Annotated in this window: 17 protein-coding genes; 13 read left to right on the top strand and 4 right to left on the bottom strand. The window is 63.8% G+C overall.

The window, feature by feature from the left end; translation table 11 throughout:
• Window positions 1-76: 76 nt before the first annotated feature.
• Complete coding sequence (gene algW, locus GV001_RS18235; RefSeq protein WP_160082441.1) at window positions 77-1,219, bottom strand: Do family serine endopeptidase AlgW; 1,143 nt, start codon at window positions 1,217-1,219, stop codon at window positions 77-79.
• A 112-nt stretch (window positions 1,220-1,331) separates the two neighbouring features.
• Between algW and GV001_RS18230 the strand changes: the two genes are divergently transcribed.
• The 3 genes from GV001_RS18230 to cysN all read left to right on the top strand — a co-directional run bounded on the left by GV001_RS18230 (window position 1,332) and on the right by cysN (window position 5,055).
• Complete coding sequence (locus GV001_RS18230) at window positions 1,332-2,090, top strand: Nif3-like dinuclear metal center hexameric protein (protein ID WP_160082439.1); 759 nt, start codon at window positions 1,332-1,334, stop codon at window positions 2,088-2,090.
• A 139-nt stretch (window positions 2,091-2,229) separates the two neighbouring features.
• Window positions 2,230-3,147: a sulfate adenylyltransferase subunit CysD gene (gene cysD / locus GV001_RS18225; protein ID WP_160082429.1), complete on the top strand. Its 918-nt coding sequence runs from the start codon at window positions 2,230-2,232 to the stop codon at window positions 3,145-3,147.
• 12 nt (window positions 3,148-3,159) lie between these two features.
• Window positions 3,160-5,055 carry a sulfate adenylyltransferase subunit CysN gene (gene cysN, locus GV001_RS18220; RefSeq protein ID WP_160082427.1) on the top strand — a complete coding sequence of 632 codons (1,896 nt, stop codon included), beginning with the start codon at window positions 3,160-3,162 and terminating at the stop codon, window positions 5,053-5,055.
• A gap of 184 nt (window positions 5,056-5,239) precedes the next feature.
• On the opposite strand, the gene GV001_RS18215 is transcribed toward cysN, so the two are convergent.
• Window positions 5,240-5,674: a YhcB family protein gene (locus GV001_RS18215; RefSeq protein ID WP_160082425.1), complete on the bottom strand. Its 435-nt coding sequence runs from the start codon at window positions 5,672-5,674 to the stop codon at window positions 5,240-5,242.
• A 138-nt stretch (window positions 5,675-5,812) separates the two neighbouring features.
• Between GV001_RS18215 and GV001_RS18210 the strand changes: the two genes are divergently transcribed.
• The 3 genes from GV001_RS18210 to zapE all read left to right on the top strand — a co-directional run bounded on the left by GV001_RS18210 (window position 5,813) and on the right by zapE (window position 9,055).
• On the top strand, window positions 5,813-6,436 hold the full coding sequence (locus GV001_RS18210; protein ID WP_160083458.1) for an alpha/beta hydrolase: 624 nt from the start codon (window positions 5,813-5,815) through the stop codon (window positions 6,434-6,436).
• Between the two features lie 17 nt (window positions 6,437-6,453).
• On the top strand, window positions 6,454-7,800 hold the full coding sequence (locus GV001_RS18205) for a tryptophan--tRNA ligase (protein ID WP_160082423.1): 1,347 nt from the start codon (window positions 6,454-6,456) through the stop codon (window positions 7,798-7,800).
• Between the two features lie 160 nt (window positions 7,801-7,960).
• The gene (gene zapE / locus GV001_RS18200) at window positions 7,961-9,055 is read left to right on the top strand and encodes a cell division protein ZapE (RefSeq protein ID WP_160082421.1); all 1,095 of its coding nucleotides are present in this window, start codon (window positions 7,961-7,963) and stop codon (window positions 9,053-9,055) included.
• 54 nt (window positions 9,056-9,109) lie between these two features.
• Here zapE and GV001_RS18195 read toward each other — a convergent pair whose 3' ends face one another.
• Window positions 9,110-10,012, bottom strand: a complete 903-nt coding sequence (locus GV001_RS18195; RefSeq protein ID WP_178091871.1) for a GlxA family transcriptional regulator — start codon at window positions 10,010-10,012, stop codon at window positions 9,110-9,112.
• A 234-nt stretch (window positions 10,013-10,246) separates the two neighbouring features.
• On the opposite strand from GV001_RS18195, the gene GV001_RS18190 reads away from it, so the two are divergent.
• On the top strand, window positions 10,247-11,383 hold the full coding sequence (locus GV001_RS18190; RefSeq protein WP_160082417.1) for an acyl-CoA dehydrogenase family protein: 1,137 nt from the start codon (window positions 10,247-10,249) through the stop codon (window positions 11,381-11,383).
• A gap of 46 nt (window positions 11,384-11,429) precedes the next feature.
• On the opposite strand, the gene GV001_RS18185 is transcribed toward GV001_RS18190, so the two are convergent.
• Complete coding sequence (locus GV001_RS18185; RefSeq protein WP_160082415.1) at window positions 11,430-12,467, bottom strand: NADP(H)-dependent aldo-keto reductase; 1,038 nt, start codon at window positions 12,465-12,467, stop codon at window positions 11,430-11,432.
• A gap of 277 nt (window positions 12,468-12,744) precedes the next feature.
• Between GV001_RS18185 and rplM the strand changes: the two genes are divergently transcribed.
• The 6 genes from rplM to GV001_RS18155 all read left to right on the top strand — a co-directional run bounded on the left by rplM (window position 12,745) and on the right by GV001_RS18155 (window position 17,125).
• A complete protein-coding gene (rplM, locus tag GV001_RS18180) occupies window positions 12,745-13,173 on the top strand; it encodes a 50S ribosomal protein L13 (protein WP_016490991.1) in 429 nt (142 codons plus the stop codon).
• Window positions 13,174-13,187: 14 nt separating this feature from the next.
• A complete protein-coding gene (gene rpsI / locus GV001_RS18175) occupies window positions 13,188-13,580 on the top strand; it encodes a 30S ribosomal protein S9 (RefSeq protein WP_160082413.1) in 393 nt (130 codons plus the stop codon).
• Between the two features lie 250 nt (window positions 13,581-13,830).
• Window positions 13,831-14,424, top strand: a complete 594-nt coding sequence (gene petA / locus GV001_RS18170; protein ID WP_160082412.1) for a ubiquinol-cytochrome c reductase iron-sulfur subunit — start codon at window positions 13,831-13,833, stop codon at window positions 14,422-14,424.
• Window positions 14,424-15,635, top strand: a complete 1,212-nt coding sequence (locus GV001_RS18165) for a cytochrome bc complex cytochrome b subunit (protein WP_160083456.1) — start codon at window positions 14,424-14,426, stop codon at window positions 15,633-15,635. Before petA ends, GV001_RS18165 begins: the two co-directional genes overlap by 1 nt.
• Window positions 15,635-16,417 (top strand): cytochrome c1, encoded by a 783-nt coding sequence (locus GV001_RS18160; RefSeq protein ID WP_160082411.1) that lies wholly within the window; start codon window positions 15,635-15,637, stop codon window positions 16,415-16,417. Before GV001_RS18165 ends, GV001_RS18160 begins: the two co-directional genes overlap by 1 nt.
• Window positions 16,418-16,507: 90 nt before the next feature.
• Window positions 16,508-17,125: a glutathione S-transferase N-terminal domain-containing protein gene (locus GV001_RS18155; protein WP_160082409.1), complete on the top strand. Its 618-nt coding sequence runs from the start codon at window positions 16,508-16,510 to the stop codon at window positions 17,123-17,125.
• The last annotated feature ends 2 nt before the right edge of the window (window positions 17,126-17,127 follow it).

The following is a 17,127-nucleotide window of genomic DNA, read 5'->3' as shown; positions in this document are numbered from 1 at the left end:
CCCACCCCACGCAGGCGCGCAAGGTTGACGCGGCTAGTGCTTCAGGAAAAAGCCCGGCGGGTGCCGGGCTTGGTTGTTACTGGGTGCTCTGCGGCGGGCGCATGCCCACCTCGGCGCTCAGTGCGAGGGTTTCGCCGCCGCGCAGCACCTCGATGGCGATGTTCTCGCCGGGTTTGGTGCGCGCCACCTGGTTCATCGAGCGGCGGCCGTCGATGGCGGCTTCGCCGGCGATGCTGAGGATCAGGTCGCCCGGCTGCAGGCCGGCCTTCTGCGCCGGGCCGTCGCGGTAGATGCCGGCGACCAGGATGCCGGCGCGGCTCTGCAGGCCGAAGGATTCGGCCAGCTCCGGGGTCAGCGGTTGCACCTCGATGCCCAGCCAGCCGCGGATTACCTGGCCGTGCTCGACTATGGCCTTCATCACTTCGGTGGCCAGCTTGACCGGGATGGCGAAGCCGATGCCCTGGGAGCCGCCGGACTTGGAGAAAATCGCCGTGTTGATGCCGATCAGGTTGCCGTGGGCGTCGACCAGCGCGCCGCCGGAGTTGCCGGGGTTGATCGCCGCGTCGGTCTGGATGAAGTCCTCGTAGGTGTTGAGCCCCAGCTGGTTGCGCCCGGTGGCGCTGATGATGCCCATGGTCACGGTCTGGCCGACGCCGAAGGGGTTGCCGATGGCCAGGGTGACGTCGCCGATGTTGATCTGGTCGGAGCGGCCGAGGGTGATCGCCGGCAGGTCCTTGAGGTCGATCTTGAGCACCGCCAGGTCGGTTTCCGGATCACTGCCGATCACCCGGGCCAGGGTCTCGCGGCCGTCTTTCAGCGCCACCACTATCTGGTCGGCGCCGGCTACGACGTGGTTGTTGGTCAGCAGGTAGCCTTCCGCGCTCATGATCACCGCCGAACCCAGGCTCGACTCCATGCGCCGCTGCTTGGGCAGGTTGTCGCCGAAGAAGCGGCGGAATACCGGATCGTCGAACATCGGTGCCGCCGAGCGGCTGACCACCTTGGTGGTGTACAGGTTGACCACCGCCGGCGCCGCCAGGCCGACCGCCTCGGCGTAGGACACCGGGCCTTCCTGGACCATGCCGTAGCGCGGCGCCTGCTGCAGGTTGACGTCCTGGCTGGGCAGGCCGACCCACTGCGGGTAACGCTGGATGATCAGCATCGCCAGCAGCAGGCCGGCCAGCAGGGGCCAGCCATAGAAACGCAGGGCCTTGAGCATCGGGAGAGAGTCCTGAGGGTTGCGAGGGCACGGAGCGGCCCTTAAGGTGGCGGCATTATAGAGGCGCACCGTCGCAGAAGGCAGTGCCCGCAACAGCTTGTGAGGAATCCCCATGGCCATCGCGCTGCGTACCCTGGTCGAGGAAGCCGACCGCTTCCTGAATGCCGCACGGATCGGCGATTACTGCCCCAACGGCCTGCAGGTCGAGGGGCGCCCGCAGGTGCGGCGCATCGTCAGCGGCGTCACCGCCAGCCAGGCGCTGCTGGACGCCGCGGTGGAGGCCGAGGCCGACGTGGTGCTGGTGCATCACGGCTACTTCTGGAAGGGCGAGGATGCCTGCATCACCGGCATCAAGCGCCGCCGCCTGCAGACCCTGCTGAGCCACGACATCAGCCTGCTGGCCTACCACCTGCCGCTGGACCTGCACCCGGAAGTCGGCAACAACGTGCAGCTGGCGCGCCAGCTCGACATCACCGTCGAGGGCCCGCTCGATGCCGACAATCCCAAGGTGGTCGGCCTGCTCGGTTCGCTGGCCGAGCCGGTGAGCGCCCGCGACTTCGCCCGGCGGGTGCAGGAGGTGCTGGGCCGCGAGCCGCTGTTGGTGGAAGGTGCGGGGATGATCCGACGGATCGGCTGGTGCACCGGTGGTGGCCAGGGCTATATCGATGACGCCATCGCCGCCGGCGTCGACCTGTTCCTCACCGGCGAGGCCTCCGAGCAGACCTTCCACAGCGCCCGCGAGAACGGCATCAGTTTCATCGCCGCCGGCCACCACGCCACCGAGCGCTACGGTGTGCAGGCGCTGGGCGAGTACCTGGCGCGGCGCTTCGCCGTGGAGCATCTGTTCATCGATTGTCCCAACCCGATCTAGGCGGTTCTGCCGCCGAATCGACGGGTATAAAGCTAGATCTTTTCGATCTAACCAGTGCCCTGAATAGAAGATGGCGCTGTGCTAGAGTGCGCCCTCGTCCACGGCCCGCCGGCCGTTATCCTGCATTTCGAGAGTAGCCATGCTCGACAAACTGACGCACCTCAAACAGCTCGAGGCGGAAAGCATCCACATCATTCGTGAAGTGGCCGCCGAATTCGACAACCCGGTGATGCTGTATTCCATCGGCAAAGATTCCGCCGTGATGCTGCACCTGGCGCGCAAGGCCTTCTTCCCGGGCAAGCTGCCGTTCCCGGTGATGCACGTGGACACTCGCTGGAAATTCCAGGAGATGTACAGCTTCCGCGACAAGATGGTCGCCGAGATGGGCCTGGACCTGATCACCCACGTCAACCCGGACGGCGTGGCGCAGGGCATCAACCCCTTCACCCACGGTAGCGCCAAGCACACCGACATCATGAAGACCGAGGGCCTCAAGCAGGCGCTGGACAAGTACGGCTTCGACGCTGCCTTCGGTGGCGCGCGCCGCGACGAAGAGAAGTCGCGGGCCAAGGAGCGCGTGTACTCCTTCCGCGACAGCAAGCACCGCTGGGATCCGAAGAACCAGCGTCCCGAGCTGTGGAACGTGTACAACGGCAAGGTCAAGAAGGGCGAGTCGATCCGCGTTTTCCCGCTGTCCAACTGGACCGAGCTGGACATTTGGCAGTACATCTACCTGGAACAGATCCCGATCGTGCCGCTGTACTTCGCCGCCGAGCGCGAAGTGATCGAGAAGAACGGCACGCTGATCATGATCGACGACGAGCGCATCCTCGAGCACCTGTCGGACGAAGAGAAGGCCCGCATCCAGAAGAAGATGGTGCGTTTCCGCACCCTCGGCTGCTACCCGCTGACCGGCGCGGTGGAGTCCACGGCGACCACGCTGACCGACATCATCCAGGAAATGCTCCTGACCCGTACTTCCGAACGCCAGGGCCGCGTGATCGATCACGACGGCGCCGGGTCGATGGAAGAGAAAAAACGTCAGGGCTATTTCTAAGGACTGCGCACCATGAGCCATCAATCCGATCTGATCAGCCAGGACATCGTTGCGTACCTGGCCCAGCACGAACGCAAAGAATTGCTGCGTTTCCTCACCTGCGGCAACGTCGACGACGGCAAGAGCACCCTGATCGGGCGCCTGCTGCACGACACCAAGATGATCTACGAAGACCATCTGGAAGCCATCACCAAGGATTCCAAGAAGGTCGGCACCACCGGCGATGAAGTGGACCTGGCCCTGCTGGTCGACGGCCTGCAGGCCGAGCGCGAGCAGGGCATCACCATCGACGTGGCGTACCGCTACTTCAGCACCGCCAAGCGCAAGTTCATCATCGCCGACACCCCCGGCCATGAGCAGTACACCCGCAACATGGCCACCGGCGCCTCCACCTGCGACCTGGCGATCATCCTGATCGACGCGCGCTACGGGGTGCAGACCCAGACCAAGCGCCACAGCTTCATCGCCAGCCTGCTCGGCATCAAGCACATAGTCGTGGCCATCAACAAGATGGACCTCAAGGGCTTCGATCAGGGCGTGTTCGAGCAGATCAAGGCCGATTACCTGGCCTTCGCCGACAAGATCAGCCTGAAGCCGAGCTCGCTGCACTTCGTGCCGATGTCGGCGCTCAAGGGCGACAACGTGGTGAACAAGAGCGAGCAATCGCCCTGGTACACCGGCCAGTCGCTGATGGAAATCCTCGAAACCGTGGAAGTCGCCGGCGATCGCAACTTCGACGACCTGCGCTTCCCGGTGCAGTACGTCAACCGCCCCAACCTGAACTTCCGTGGCTTCGCCGGCACCCTGGCCAGCGGCATCGTGCGCAAGGGCGACGAAGTGGTCGCCCTGCCGTCGGGCAAGGGCAGCAAGGTCAAGTCCATCGTCACCTACGAGGGCGAGCTGGAGCAGGCCGGCCCGGGCCAGGCGATCACCCTGACCCTGGAAGACGAGATCGACGTGTCCCGTGGCGACATGCTGGTGCATGCCGACAACCGCCCGCAGATCAGCGACAGCTTCGACGCCATGCTGGTGTGGATGGCCGAGGAGCCGATGCTGCCGGGCAAGAAATACGACATCAAGCGTGCCACCAGCTACGTGCCGGGCTCGATCGCCAGCATCGCCCACCGCGTCGATGTGAACACCCTGGAAGAAGGCCCGGCGAGCAGCCTGCAGCTCAATGAGATCGGCAAGGTCAAGGTTGCCCTGGATGCGCCGATCGCCCTCGACGGCTACGCGCAGAACCGCACCACCGGCGCCTTCATCGTCATCGACCGGCTGACCAACGGCACCGTCGGTGCCGGCATGATCATCGCCAAGCCCACCGCTGGCAGCCATGAGCACCACGGCAAGCTGGCCCATGTATCGACCGAGGAGCGTGCCACCCGCTTCGGCCAGCAGCCGGCCACCGTGCTGTTCTCGGGCCTGTCCGGCGCCGGCAAGAGCACCCTGGCCTATGCCGTGGAGCGCAAGCTGTTCGACCTGGGCCGTGCCGTGTACGTGCTGGACGGCCAGAACCTGCGCCACGACCTGAACAAGGGCCTGCCGCAGGACCGCGCCGGGCGCACCGAGAACTGGCGGCGTGCCGCCCACGTGGCCAAGCAGTTCAACGAGGCCGGCCTGCTGACCCTGGCCGCCTTCGTCGCCCCGGATGCCGAAGGCCGCGAGCAGGCCAAGGCGACGATTGGCAGCGAACGCCTGCTCACCGTCTACGTCCAGGCTTCGCCGGCCGTGTGCCGCGAGCGTGATCCGCAGGGGTTGTACGCGGCGGGGGGCGACAATATCCCCGGCGAATCCTTCCCCTACGACGTGCCGCTGGATGCCGATCTGGTGATCGACACCCAGAGCCTGTCGGTGGAAGAGGGCGTCAAGCAGGTGCTCGACCTGCTGCGCAGCCGCGGCGCGATCTGATCAGGCCGCAAATGAAGAGCCCCGCCTAGTGCGGGGCTTTTTTGTGTGTGGCTGGTGGGGCTACTTACCTCTGTGCTGCCTGGGCGCACGGCTCGTGTGGGAGCGGCTTTAGCCGCGAAGCTGCGCCTCGTTCAATTAAAAAGCCCCGCATCGGCGGGGCTTCTTCTCGGCGGTCAGGTGCAGGTCAGCGCTTGAGACCGAAGGCCTCGTCCAGCGTGCCCGGAGCATCCGGTGCTTTCGGCGCGTAGTCCTTGGGCGCTTCGTTGCTTTTCGGCGGGGTCAGGCGTTCGCGTTTCTCGCCGCCGTCTTCGGCCTGCAGGGCGGCCAGCAGGCGTTGGCGGGTCAGTTCGTCGAGGGCCAGGCGGTTGGCGCCCTCGGCCAGGTGTTCCTGCACTTCCTGGTAGCTCTGGGTGAGCTTCTTCACCAGGCTGGCGGTGGTGTTGAAGTGGGTTACCACCTCGCTCTGGTAGGAGTCGAAACGCTGCTGCATTTCATCCAGCTGGCGCTGGGTGCGGCTGGGCGCGGCATTGGGCAGCAGGCGCGCCAGGGCAAAGCCGATGGCGGCGCCACCCAGCAGGGCAATGGCGGTGAGCAACCAGGGCGATATCGTCTGTTCCACGAGTCCTTCCTCTCTATACGGCTTTGCTTTACGGTAGCGGCTCCAAACCGCGCTGTATACCGCTTGCGAGCCGTGTTGTGCGTTGTGCCTAACCAAGACGTGTCGACCCGACCCGGGGTCACGGAGTTGCCGCAGTTGATCCGCGAAACCCCTCTCTCCCTCGATGGCCCCTGCGGCCCGCTGGAAGCCCTCTACCTCGAAGTGCCGGACGCCAAGGGCGTGGCGCTGCTCTGCCACCCCAATCCGGTGCAGGGCGGCACCATGCTCAACAAGGTGGTCTCCACCCTGCAGCGCGCGGTGCGCGACATGGGCTACAGCACCCTGCGCTTCAACTACCGCGGCGTCGGCGCCAGTGCCGGCAGCCATGACATGGGCAGCGGTGAAGTGGACGATGCCGAAGCGGCCGCCCGCTGGCTGCGCACCGCGCATCCCCAGCTGCCGCTGAGCCTGTTCGGCTTCTCCTTCGGCGGCTTTGTCGCCGCGGCTCTGGGCGGCCGCCTGGAGGCGCAAGGCGCCGCTGCGCAGCGTCTGTTCATGATCGCCCCTGCGGTGCAGCGCCTGCAGGCGCCGGAGCAGCTGCCGGTCGCCGGCGAGCTGGTGGTGATCCAGCCCGAGCAGGACGAAGTGATCGACCCCGCCCTGGTATTCGCCTGGTCGGCGGCGCTGCAACGTCCTCATGAGCTGCTGAAAGTGGCAGAATGCGGCCACTTTTTTCACGGCAAGCTGCCCGAGCTGAAAGCGCTCGTCCAGCCGCGTCTCTAAGCGAAGCGATAGCGAACATGACCACCCGAATTCTGACAGGCATCACCACCACCGGCACTCCACACCTGGGCAACTACGCGGGCGCCATCCGCCCGGCCATCGTCGCCAGCCGCGCCGCCGATGCGGACTCGTTCTACTTCCTCGCCGACTACCACGCGCTGATCAAGTGCGATGACCCGGCGCGCATCCAGCGCTCGCGCCTGGAGATCGCCGCCACCTGGCTGGCCTGCGGCCTGGACGTGAACAAGGCAACCTTCTACCGCCAGTCCGATATCCCCGAGATCCCCGAGCTGTGCTGGTTGCTCACCTGCGTCGCCGGCAAGGGTCTGCTCAACCGCGCTCACGCCTACAAGGCCTCGGTGGACAAGAACATCGAGCAGGGCGAGGACCCGGATGCCGGCATCACCATGGGCCTGTTCAGCTACCCGGTGCTGATGGCCGCGGACATCCTGATGTTCAACGCGCACAAGGTGCCGGTCGGTCGCGACCAGATCCAGCACGTGGAGATGGCCCGTGACATCGGCCAGCGCTTCAACCACCTGTTCGGCCAGGGCCGCGAGCTGTTCACCCTGCCCGAGGCGGTGATCGAGGAGGAAGTGGCGACCCTGCCCGGCCTCGACGGGCGCAAGATGAGCAAGAGTTACGACAACACCATTCCGCTGTTCGGCAGTGCCAAGCAGCTCAAGGACGCCATCGCCCGCATCGTCACCGACTCCCGGCTGCCGGGCGAGGCCAAGGACCCGGACAGCTCGCACCTGTTCACCCTGTTCCAGGCCTTTGCCAGCGGCGCCCAGCAGGCCGAATTCCGCAGCGATCTGCTCGCCGGGCTGGCCTGGGGCGAGGCCAAGCAGCGCCTGTTCCAGCTGCTCGACAACGAGCTGGGCGAGGCCCGCGAGCGCTACCACGCGCTGATCGAGCGTCCGGCGGATCTGGAGGACATCCTCCTCGCTGGCGCGGCCAAGGCGCGCAAGACCGCCACCCCGTTCCTCGGCGAGCTGCGCGAGGCGGTGGGCCTGCGCTCCTTCCGCAGCCAGGCGCAGGGCGGCGAGACTGGCAAGAAGAAGGTGGCCAAGAGCGCGCGCTTCGTCAGCTTCCGCGACGAGGACGGCAGCTTCCGCTTCCGCCTGCTGGATGCCGCCGGCGAGCAGCTGCTGTTGTCCAGGTCCTTTGCCGATGGCAAGGCGGCGGGCCAGGCCAGCAAGCGTCTGCAGTCCGGCGAGGCGCTGGATGTGCGCGAGCAGGGCGCAGGTTTCGGCCTGTGGCTGGATGGCGAGCTGGTCGGCGAGAGCCCGGCCTTCGCCGATGCAGCTGCCCGTGACGCGGGTATTGCCCGTCTGCGTGAGGCGCTGGCGCCGCAGGAGTAAGCACCTGCATCGGTTGGGTTGAGGCGCGTAGCGACGAAGCCCAACATGGGTTGCCGCGGCCGCTCGTTGGGCTTTGCTGCGCTCAACCCAACCTACGATTGCCAAGCACGGGGTGCGTCGTTAAAGTGACCGCCCCGTTTTTGTTACCGAATTTCCCATCATGACTCCTCTTGCGCGCTACCAGGCCGACCTGCAACGGCCGGACTTCTTCCACGACGCCGCCCAGGAAACTGCCGTGCGTCATCTGCAGCGCCTGTATGACGACCTGGTGGCCGACTCCAAGAGCAAGCCGGGCCTGCTCGGCGGCCTGTTCGGCAAGAAGCGCCAGGGGCCGGTCAAGGGCCTGTACTTCTGGGGTGGGGTCGGCCGCGGCAAGACCTACCTGGTCGATACCTTCTTCGATGCACTGCCGTTCCCGCAGAAGATGCGCACCCACTTCCACCGCTTCATGAAGCGCGTGCACGAGGAAATGAAGACCCTCAAGGGCGAGAAGAACCCGCTGACCATCATCGGCAAGCGCTTCGCCGACGAGGCGCGGGTGATCTGCTTCGACGAGTTCTTCGTTTCCGACATCACCGACGCGATGATCCTCGCTACCCTGCTGGAGGAACTGTTCAAGAACGGCGTGACCCTGGTGGCGACTTCCAACATCGTTCCGGACGGCCTGTACAAGGACGGCCTGCAGCGCGCGCGCTTCCTGCCGGCGATCGCCCTGGTCAAGCAGCACACCGAGGTGGTCAACGTCGACAGCGGCGTCGACTATCGCCTGCGCGCCTTGGAGCAGGCCGAGCTGTTCCACTGGCCGCTGGATGCCGAGGCCGAAATCAGCCTGGACAAGAGTTTCCGCAGCCTGCTGCCCGAGCACTGCGTGGTGGAAGAGAACAAGGCGCTGATGATCGAGAATCGCGCGATCATGGCGCGCAAGGAAGGCGACGACGTGGCCTGGTTCGAGTTCCGCGAGCTGTGCGACGGCCCGCGCAGCCAGAACGACTACATCGAGCTGGGCAAGATCTACCACGCGGTGATCCTGGCCAACGTCGAGCAGATGGGCGTGGCCAAGGACGATATGGCGCGGCGCTTCATCAACCTGGTGGACGAGTTCTACGACCGCAACGTCAAGCTGATCATCTCTGCCGAGGTGGAGCTGAAGGACCTGTACACCGGCGGGCGCCTGAGCTTCGAGTTCCAGCGCACCCTCAGTCGTTTGCTGGAAATGCAGTCGCACGAGTTCCTGTCGCGGGCGCACAAGCCCTAAGCCGGCCCGTGCCGAACAAGAAAGGGGTTGCCAGTCGGCAACCCCTTTTGCGTTTCAGGCGCCGTCCTTGTGCAGGAATTGGCGACGGTACTGATTGGGCGACAGCTCGGCATGCTGGCGGAACAGGCGGGCGAAGAAGCTGGCATCGTCGTAGCCGACTTCGTAGCTGATGGTCTTGATGCTCTTGCGCGTGGAGCTGAGCAGGCTCTTGGCCGTCTCGATGCGCAGGCGCTGCAGGTAGTGCAGCGGCTTGTCGCCAGTTGCACTTTGAAATCTACGCATGAAGTTGCGGATGCTCATGCCGTGCTCGCGGGCCACGTCCTCGATGCGGAATTTCTCGGCGAAGTGTTCCTCCAGCCACTGCTGCACCTGCAGGATGGCCACGTCCTGGTGCAGTTTCTGCCCGCCGAAGCCGATGCGTCCGGGGCTGTAGCTGCGCTGGGTCTCGTAGAGGATGTCGCGGGCCACGCCCTGGGCGATGGAGGCGCCGCAGTAGCGTTCGATCAGGTAGATGTACATGTCGCAGGCCGAGGTGACGCCGCCGGCGCAGTACAGGTTGTCGGCATCCGACAGGTGCTTGTCCTGATTCAGCAGTACCCTGGGGAAACGCTCGGCGAACTCGCGGAAGAAGCGCCAGTAGGTGGTCGCCTCCTTGCCGTCGAGCAGGCCGGCCTCGGCCATCCAGAACACTCCGGTGGCTTCGCCGCACAGCGCGGCGCCGGCGGCATGTTGCTCGCGCAGCCAGGCAATGATCTGCGGGTAGCGCTGGCGCAGTGCGTCGAAGTCGCCCCAGAAGGCCGGCAGGATGATCACGTCGGCCGCTTCCAGGGCGCCATCCACCTGGATGTTGGCCTGGCTGAAGCTGGTCACGTCCTGGCCGTCCGGGCTGACCACGCGGATCTGGAAGTTGGTGGCCTGGTCCAGGCCTTGCTGCTTGCTGTAGCGCAGGCCGGCCATGTGGAAGAAGTCGCGCGCCTGCATCAGGGTGGCGGCGAATACGCCCTCGGTGGCGAGGATGCAGATGCGGGTCTGGGCGGTTGTCGCAGGCATGGCAATTATTCTTGTTGGTGGTGAAACGGTCATTCAGTGGCTGGATCGTCTTATTTTTTGTCGTATGTGTCCAGTGTCTAGACCTTCTGGCCTGGCCTAGAGTGATGCTCACTCAATGACCACTCAGATGCAGGTGTAACAATGATTCCAAGAACCCTGTTCAGTCACGAGCACGAGCAGTTTCGCGAGTCCGTGCGCAAATTCTTCGAGCAGGAGGCCGTGCCGTTCCACGCCCAGTGGGAGAAGGACGGCCATATCGACCGCGCCCTGTGGAACAAGGCCGGCGAGGCCGGCATGCTCTGCTCGCACATCCCTGAAGAATATGGCGGCATGAGCGCCGACTTCCTCTACAGCGCCGTGGTGATCGAGGAGCAGTCGCGCCTGGGGCTGTCCGGCGTGGGCTTCTCCCTGCATTCGGACATCGTCGCGCCGTACATCCTGCATTACGGCTCCGAGGAGCAGAAGCACAAGTACCTGCCCAAGCTGGTCAGCGGTGAGCTGGTCACGGCCATCGCCATGACCGAGCCGGGCACCGGCTCCGACCTGCAGGGGGTGAAGACCACCGCCGTGCTGGACGGCGACGAGTACGTGATCAACGGCTCGAAGACCTTTATCACCAACGGCTTCCTCGCCGATCTGGTGATAGTGGTGGCCAAGACCGATGCCAAGGCCGGCGCCAAGGGCATCAGCCTGTTCCTGGTCGAGGCCAATACCCCGGGTTTCGCCAAGGGCAAGCGCCTGGAAAAGGTCGGCATGAAGGCCCAGGACACCTCCGAGCTGTTCTTTCAGGACGTACGCGTGCCCAAGGAGAGCCTGCTGGGCAAGGAGGGCATGGGCTTCGTCTACCTGATGCAGGAACTGCCGCAGGAGCGCCTGACCGTGGGCCTGCTGGCGATCAGTTCGGCCGAGGCCGCGCTCGAGTGGACCAAGGATTACACCCGCGAGCGCAAGGCGTTTGGCAAGGCGGTGGCGGACTTCCAGAACACCCGCTTCAAGCTGGCCGAGATGGCCACCGAGATCCAGATCGGTCGGGTGTTCGTCGATCGCTGCCTGGAGCTGCATTTGCAGGGCAAGCTGGATGTGCCGACCGCGGCGATGCTCAAGTACTGGAGCACCGACCTGCAGTGCAAGGTAATCGACGAGTGCGTGCAGCTGCACGGCGGCTACGGCTACATGCTGGAGTACCCGATCGCCCGCGCCTGGGCCGACTCGCGGGTGCAGCGCATCTATGCCGGCACCAACGAGATCATGAAGGAAATCATCAGCCGCGCCCTGTAAGCGCGACTGCTTGCGAAGAGCCCGGCGCATGCCGGGCTCTTTCGTTTCAGGGGGCCGGGTTGGGCTGATCGCGGTGGATCGCCTCGATGGTCTCCAGCAGTTCCTCGCTCAGTTCCAGGCTCATGCTGCCCAGGTTGCTTTCCAGCTGCTCCAGGCTGGTGGCGCCGATGATGTTGCTGGTGACGAAGGGTTGGCGGGTGACGAAGGCCAGGGCCATCTGTGCCGGATCCAGGCCGTGTTCCTCGGCCAGCTTGACGTAGCGGCTGCAGGCGGCCATCGCCTGCGGATTGGTATAGCGGCTGAAGCGGCTGAACAGGGTGATCCGTGCATTGGCCGGGCGCGCACCGTTCTCGTACTTGCCGGAGAGCATGCCGAACGCCAGTGGCGAGTAGGCCAGCAGGCCGCATTGCTCGCGCATCGCCACCTCGGCCAGGCCCACCTCGAAGCTGCGGTTGAGCAGGTTGTAGGGGTTCTGCACCGAGACCGCACGCGGCAGGCCCAGGCTGTCGGCCAGTTGCAGGTACTTCATGGTGCCCCAGGGGGTTTCGTTGGACAGGCCGATATGGCGGATCTTGCCGGCCTTGACCTGCTCGCCGAGCACTTCCAGGGTTTCCTGCAGCGGGGTGAAGTCCTGTTCCTGGTGGTGGTAGCCGAGTTGGCCGAAGAAATTGGTGCTGCGTTCCGGCCAGTGCAGCTGGTACAGGTCGATCCAGTCGGTCTGCAGGCGCTGCAGGCTGGCGTCGAGCGCGGCGACTATGTGTGCGCGGTTGTGCTTGAGCTGGCCGTCGCGGATATGGCCGATGCCATTGCCGGGGCCGGCCACCTTGCTGGCGAGAATCCACTCGTTGCGGTTGCCGCGGGCCTTGAAGTAGTTGCCGATGATCCGCTCGGTGGCGCCATAGGTCGTGGCGCGGGGCGGCACCGGGTACATCTCGGCGGTGTCGAGGAAATTGATCCCGGCAGCGCGGGCACGGTCGATCTGGGTGAAGCCCTCGCTCTCGTCGTTCTGCTCGCCCCAGGTCATGCTGCCCAGGCACAGGGCGCTGACCTTGAGGTCGCTGCGGCCCAGTTGACGGTATTCCATGCGCTGCTCCTTGGCTGTGGCGGAAACGGCAAGCATAAAGCAGGTTGCTATTTTTGCAGTAATCGGCATAATTTCGCGGCTTTCTCGGCGGGGATGCCTAGCCTGTTCGAGAAAGAAGGTGGGGATGCCTAGCCCGCCGAAACCCCCGCCGTAGCGGACGCGCTGACCCGAGCCCCCGATAGCGTCTGTTTTCCGGCCGTCTTTGACTTGTCAAAGCAAGCACTATTCAGTAAGATCCGCCGTCTTATTTTCAGGGCGGCCCCTGAGGCTATAGCGAATGAAGACTTTTACTGCAAAACCGGAAACTGTTAAGCGCGACTGGTACGTCGTCGACGCTGCTGGCCAGACCCTGGGTCGTCTGGCCACTGAAATTGCAAGCCGTCTGCGTGGCAAGCACAAGCCGGAATACACCCCGCACGTTGATACCGGCGACTACATCGTCGTGATCAATGCCGAGCAGGTGCGTGTGACCGGTGCCAAGACCACCGACAAAATGTACTACTCGCACTCCGGCTTCCCGGGTGGCATCAAGGAGATCAACTTCGAGAAGCTGATCGCCAAGGCCCCCGAGCGCGTGATCGAGACCGCGGTCAAGGGCATGCTGCCGAAAAACCCGCTGGGTCGCGACATGTACCGCAAGCTGAAGGTGTACAAGGGTGCTGTTCACCCGCACACCGCTCAGCAGCCCCAAGAACTGAAGATTTAACGGAATAGTTCATTATGTCGGCGACTCAAAATTACGGCACTGGCCGTCGCAAGACCGCTACCGCACGCGTCTTCCTGCGTCCGGGTACTGGCAAGATCTCCATCAACAACCGCACCCTGGATACCTTCTTCGGTCGCGAAACCGCTCGCATGGTCGTGCGTCAGCCGCTGGAGCTGACCGAGACCACCGAGAAGTTCGACATCTACGTCACCGTTCTCGGTGGTGGTGTCAGCGGTCAGGCCGGTGCGATCCGTCACGGTATCACCCGTGCTCTGATGGACTACGACGAAGGTCTGCGTCCGGCTCTGCGCAAGGCTGGCTACGTCACTCGCGATGCTCGTGAAGTGGAACGTAAGAAAGTGGGTCTGCGTAAAGCGCGTAAGCGTCCGCAGTACTCCAAGCGTTAATCGCTGCTGCGTTCAAAAGCGCCCAGTTTCCTTTCGGAACTGGGCGTTTTTTATGGGCGCCTATATACCCTGCGACAACGTGCCGCATTGGTGAATGCCGCGGCTGGCAAGGCTTCCGGGCAATTTGTATCCGGTAATTACCTTGTCAGAAAAGGGGCTTTTCTTTACCATTCGGCAAATTTTGTGCGGCTAGCTTTTTACCTAGTAGAGGCCTGAACAACAGGCCACAAAGCTGATGGGAGACGACTGAATGAGCAATGACGGCGTGAATGCAGGCCGGCGTCGCTTCCTGGTAGCGGCCACCTCTGTGGTGGGCGCTGCAGGAGCGGTGGGTGCTGCGACTCCGTTCGTGGGGTCATGGTTCCCCAGTGCCAAGGCGAAGGCCGCTGGTGCACCGGTGAAAGTGAATATCAGCAAGGTCGAGGCCGGCCAGCAGATGATTGCTGAATGGCGCGGCCAGCCGGTGTTCATCGTGCGCCGTACCGAGGAGATTCTCGGTAACCTGGCCAAGCTCGAGGGCAGTGTTGCCGACCCGGAATCCGCTGCCTCGGTGCAGCCGACCTATGTCGACAAGAAGACCCGCTCGATCAAGCCCGAGCTGCTGGTACTGGTCGGTCTGTGCACGCACCTGGGCTGCTCGCCGTCCTTCCGTCCGGAAGTCGCGCCGGCCGACCTCGGTGCCGAGTGGGTGGGTGGCTACTTCTGCCCCTGCCACGGCTCCCGCTACGACCTCGCTGGGCGTGTCTACAAGGCCCAGCCTGCACCCTTGAACCTGCCGGTGCCGCCGTATTCGTACGAGTCGGATGATGTGATCGTCATCGGCGTGGACCAGGAGAAGGCATGATGAACAAGTTCATGGCATGGGTCGATGCGCGCTTCCCCGCGACCAAGATGTGGGAAGACCATCTGTCCAAGTATTACGCTCCGAAGAACTTCAACTTCTTTTATTTCTTTGGCTCCCTGGCACTGCTGGTGCTGGTCAACCAGATCGTTACCGGTATCTGGCTGACCATGAGCTTCACCCCGTCCGCCGAAGAGGCCTTCGCTTCCGTCGAATACATCATGCGTGATGTGGAGTTCGGCTGGATCATCCGCTACCTGCACTCCACTGGCGCCTCGGCGTTCTTCGTGGTGGTCTACCTGCACATGTTCCGTGGCCTGCTCTACGGTTCCTACCAGAAGCCGCGCGAACTGGTATGGATCTTCGGCATGCTGATCTACCTGTGCCTGATGGCAGAAGCCTTCATGGGCTACCTGCTGCCGTGGGGCCAGATGTCCTACTGGGGCGCCCAGGTGATCATCTCGCTGTTCGGTGCCATCCCGGTGATCGGCGATGACCTGACCCAGTGGATCCGTGGTGACTACCTGATTTCCGGCATCACCCTGAACCGCTTCTTCGCCCTGCACGTGATCGCCCTGCCGATCGTCCTGCTCGGCCTGGTCGTGCTGCACATCCTGGCGCTGCACGAAGTCGGTTCGAACAACCCGGACGGCGTCGACATCAAGAAGAAGAAGGACGAGAACGGCATTCCGCTCGACGGTATCGCCTTCCATCCCTACTACACCGTGAAAGACATCGTCGGCGTGGTGGTGTTCCTGTTCGTCTTCTGCGCCATCGTGTTCTTCTTCCCGGAGATGGGTGGTTACTTCCTCGAGAAGCCGAACTTCGAGCAGGCCAACCCGTTCAAGACCCCGGCTCACATCGCTCCGGTGTGGTACTTCACACCGTTCTACGCGATCCTGCGCGCCGTTCCGGACAAGCTGCTCGGCGTTATCGCCATGGGCGCCGCCATCGCCGTGCTGTTCGTCCTGCCGTGGCTGGACCGTAGCCCGGTCAAGTCGATGCGCTACAAGGGCTGGCTGAGCAAGATCTGGCTGCTGGTGTTCTGCGTATCCTTCGTGATCCTTGGCGTGCTCGGCGTGCTGGCCCCGACTCCGGGTCGTACCCTGCTGTCGCAGATCTGCACCGCACTGTACTTCGCCTACTTCATCCTGATGCCGTTCTACACCCGGATGGAGAAGACTAAACCGGTTCCGGAAAGGGTGACTGGCTGATGAAAAAGCAATTTATCGCACTGATTTTCGCTGTACTGCCGGCCTTTGCTCTGGCTCAGGCGGCACTCGAGTATCCGAATGACCATGTCGATATCGACCTGGCTGACAAGGCTGCTCTGCAGGACGGCGCGCGTACCTTCGCCAACTACTGCATGGGTTGCCACAGTGCCAAGTTCCAGCGCTACGAGCGTGTGGCCAAGGACCTGGGTATCTCGGAAGAGCTGATGATGGACAATCTGGTCTTCACTGGCGCCAAGATCGGCGACCACATGAAGATCGGCATGCAGCCGAATGATGCCAAGGTCTGGTTCGGTGCGGCGCCGCCCGACCTGACCCTGGTCGCTCGCGTGCGTGGCACTGACTGGCTGTACACCTACCTGCGCACCTTCTATGAGGACCCGACTCGTCCTTACGGGGTGAACAACAAGGTGTTCCCGAATGTCGGCATGCCCAACGTGCTGGTTGGCCTGCAGGGTCGCCAGGTCATCGGTTGCAAGCAGGTTCAGGTGGTCGAGCACGGCAAGAAGCAGTACGACCCGCTGACTGGCGCGCCGATCACCCACGAAGCCTGTGATCAGCTGACCGTCGTGCCGAAGACCGGCACGCTGACCGAAGCGGAGTTCGACCAGAAGATCCACAATCTGGTGAGCTTCCTGGCCTACTCGGCCAACCCGGTCAAGCTGGAAAGCCAGCGCATCGGTGTCTATGTGCTGCTGTACCTGGCCTTCTTCTTCGTGTTCGCCTACCTGCTCAAGCGCGAATACTGGAAGGACGTGCACTGATCCATCGCGTTACCGCTCTAGACGCACGCGCCCACAATGGGCGCGTGCGTTTTTCTGTTTCTGCAATCTGGTTTTTTAAGGAGGGGCATCATGGCCGCACCGAATAAGTTGGCCTGCTATTCCGACCCCGCCGATCACTACTCCCATCGCGTGCGCCTGGTGCTGGCCGAGAAGGGCGTGAGCGCCGAGATCATCGACGTCGCTCCGGGCCGTTGCCCGCCGCAGCTGGCCGAAGTCAACCCGTACGGCAGCGTGCCGACCCTGGTTGACCGCGACCTGGCGCTGTACGAGTCGACCGTGGTGATGGAGTATCTGGACGAGCGTTACCCCCATCCGCCGCTACTGCCGGTCTATCCGGTGGCGCGGGCCAACAGCCGCCTGCTGATCCATCGCATCCAGCGTGACTGGTGCAAGCAGGTCGACCTGATCCTCGATTCGCGCAGCAAGGAACCGGCCCGGGTGCAGGCGCGCAAGGAATTGCGCGAGAGCCTGACCGGCGTATCCCCGCTGTTTGCCGATAAGCCGTTTTTTCTCAGTGAAGAACTGAGTCTGGTAGATTGCTGCTTATTGCCGATTCTCTGGCGCTTGCCGCTGCTGGGGATCGAGTTGCCGAAGCCGGCCAAGCCGCTGCTCGACTACATGGAACGGCAGTTCGCCCGTGAGGCGTTCAAGGCCAGTCTGTCCGATGTCGAACGCGACATGCGCTAACT

Source organism: Pseudomonas sp. 8AS, from assembly GCF_902506505.1.
Lineage (GTDB): Bacteria > Pseudomonadota > Gammaproteobacteria > Pseudomonadales > Pseudomonadaceae > Aquipseudomonas.
The sequence above is the reverse complement of the archived record's forward strand: the minus strand, read 5'-3'. Positions and strand labels throughout refer to the sequence as shown.

Coding starts and splice junctions, on each gene's coding strand:
- rpsI (WP_160082413.1), top strand. CDS start 13,188: ATGTCGGCGACTCAAAATTACGGCACTGGCCGTCGCAAGACCGCTACC.
- cysD (WP_160082429.1), top strand. CDS start 2,230: ATGCTCGACAAACTGACGCACCTCAAACAGCTCGAGGCGGAAAGCATC.
- GV001_RS18230 (WP_160082439.1), top strand. CDS start 1,332: ATGGCCATCGCGCTGCGTACCCTGGTCGAGGAAGCCGACCGCTTCCTG.
- GV001_RS18160 (WP_160082411.1), top strand. CDS start 15,635: ATGAAAAAGCAATTTATCGCACTGATTTTCGCTGTACTGCCGGCCTTT.
- cysN (WP_160082427.1), top strand. CDS start 3,160: ATGAGCCATCAATCCGATCTGATCAGCCAGGACATCGTTGCGTACCTG.
- rplM (WP_016490991.1), top strand. CDS start 12,745: ATGAAGACTTTTACTGCAAAACCGGAAACTGTTAAGCGCGACTGGTAC.
- GV001_RS18190 (WP_160082417.1), top strand. CDS start 10,247: ATGATTCCAAGAACCCTGTTCAGTCACGAGCACGAGCAGTTTCGCGAG.
- GV001_RS18155 (WP_160082409.1), top strand. CDS start 16,508: ATGGCCGCACCGAATAAGTTGGCCTGCTATTCCGACCCCGCCGATCAC.
- GV001_RS18195 (WP_178091871.1), bottom strand. CDS start 10,012: ATGGCCGGCCTGCGCTACAGCAAGCAGCAAGGCCTGGACCAGGCCACC.
- zapE (WP_160082421.1), top strand. CDS start 7,961: ATGACTCCTCTTGCGCGCTACCAGGCCGACCTGCAACGGCCGGACTTC.
- GV001_RS18205 (WP_160082423.1), top strand. CDS start 6,454: ATGACCACCCGAATTCTGACAGGCATCACCACCACCGGCACTCCACAC.
- algW (WP_160082441.1), bottom strand. CDS start 1,219: ATGCTCAAGGCCCTGCGTTTCTATGGCTGGCCCCTGCTGGCCGGCCTG.
- GV001_RS18165 (WP_160083456.1), top strand. CDS start 14,424: ATGAACAAGTTCATGGCATGGGTCGATGCGCGCTTCCCCGCGACCAAG.
- GV001_RS18185 (WP_160082415.1), bottom strand. CDS start 12,467: ATGGAATACCGTCAACTGGGCCGCAGCGACCTCAAGGTCAGCGCCCTG.
- petA (WP_160082412.1), top strand. CDS start 13,831: ATGAGCAATGACGGCGTGAATGCAGGCCGGCGTCGCTTCCTGGTAGCG.